The 1,334-nt window shown below is 57.9% G+C and carries 1 protein-coding gene; it reads right to left on the bottom strand.

Translation table 11 applies throughout. The features are described 5' to 3' along the window. Positions 1-43: 43 nt before the first annotated feature. Positions 44-1,249 carry an IS256 family transposase gene (locus tag BM040_RS21510; protein WP_025603863.1) on the bottom strand — a complete coding sequence of 402 codons (1,206 nt, stop codon included), beginning with the start codon at positions 1,247-1,249 and terminating at the stop codon, positions 44-46. Between the last annotated feature and the right edge of the window lie 85 nt (positions 1,250-1,334).

Here is a 1,334-nt window from a genome sequence, read left to right as displayed (position 1 = left end):
GACAGTGTCCAGAAAAGTGTGTAAGTGAGTTCGGGCTGGTGTTTTAGAATCTACATCTTTCCGGGTATAAAGTTACAAACTGGTTCATAATCAGGCCCCAATTTCGCTGCGGCTGGGTCCATTTCTTGGTGATCTCCCTCAGGGCCAAGAACACGGCCTTCCTGACCGAGCCGTCATCCGGGAAAGCTCCCTTGCCCTTGGTGTACTTGCGGATCTTGCCGTTGAGGTTCTCGATAAGGTTGGTGGTGTAGATGATGCGGCGGATCTCCAGGGGAAAGTCAAAGAAGACGGTGAGCTCCTCCCAGTTGGCCCGCCAGCTTTTGACAGCATAAGGGTACTTGGAGCCCCACGCCTGCTCAAAGCGCTCCAGCTCCACAGCCGCAACCTCCCTGGTGGGGGCGTTGTAGATCGCCTTCATGTCAGCGGCAAATGCCTTCTTGTCCCTCCACACCACATACCGGCATGAGTTTCTTATCTGGTGCACCACGCAAACCTGGGTGGCCGCCTCCGGGAAAACGCTCCTGATGCCCTGTGTGAAGCCCGAGAGGTTGTCGGTGCAGGTGATGAGGATGTCCTCCACGCCCCTGGCCCGGATGTCGGTGAGCACGCCCACCCAGAAGGCGGCGCTCTCGCTCTCCGAGAGCCACATACCCAGCAGCTCCTTCCTGCCCTCGCTGTTGAGGCCCACGGCCAGGTAGACGGTCTTGCTGATGACCTTGCCGCTGTGGCGCACCTTGAAGGCGATGCCGTCCATCCACACGATGCAGTAGAGCCGCTCCAGGGGCCTTTGCTGCCACTCGGCGATGTCCTCGCTCACGCGGTGGGTGATGGTGGAGACGGTGGACTCGGAGAGGTTGAAGCCGTAGATCTCCCGCAGCTGCTCCTCGATGTCACGTGTGCTCATGCCCTTGGCGTAAAGGGAGATGACCAGCTCCTCGATGCCCTCGGCCAGGCCGCGCCGCTTGGGCACCAGCACCGGCTCAAAGGTGCCGGCTCTGTCGCGGGGCACCTCTATCTCCACCTCTCCGTACTTGCTCTTGAGCTTCTTACTGGTCTTTCCGTTGCGGGAGTTGCCGCTGTTGCGGCCTTCGGGGGAGTGCTTCCCGTAGCCCAGGTGATGGTCCAGCTCTCCCTCCAGCATCTTTTCGGTGCCGCGCACATAGAGCTCCTCCATGAAAGAGGAGAAGTCTTTGGAGTCCTTGAACTGCTTCAAAAACTCCGAGTTGAGGATGTCGTCTTTGCTTATCATCGCTGTGTGAATGGTTATGGAAGTTAATAAAAAAGGTCCGAACTTGCGCCCAAACCTCCATTTACACAGTTAATTAGATACTGCC

This window comes from Pontibacter chinhatensis, from assembly GCF_900113285.1.
Classification (GTDB): domain Bacteria; phylum Bacteroidota; class Bacteroidia; order Cytophagales; family Hymenobacteraceae; genus Pontibacter; species Pontibacter chinhatensis.
Note: the sequence above shows the minus strand (reverse complement) of the source record. Positions and strands in the feature narration are given on the sequence as shown.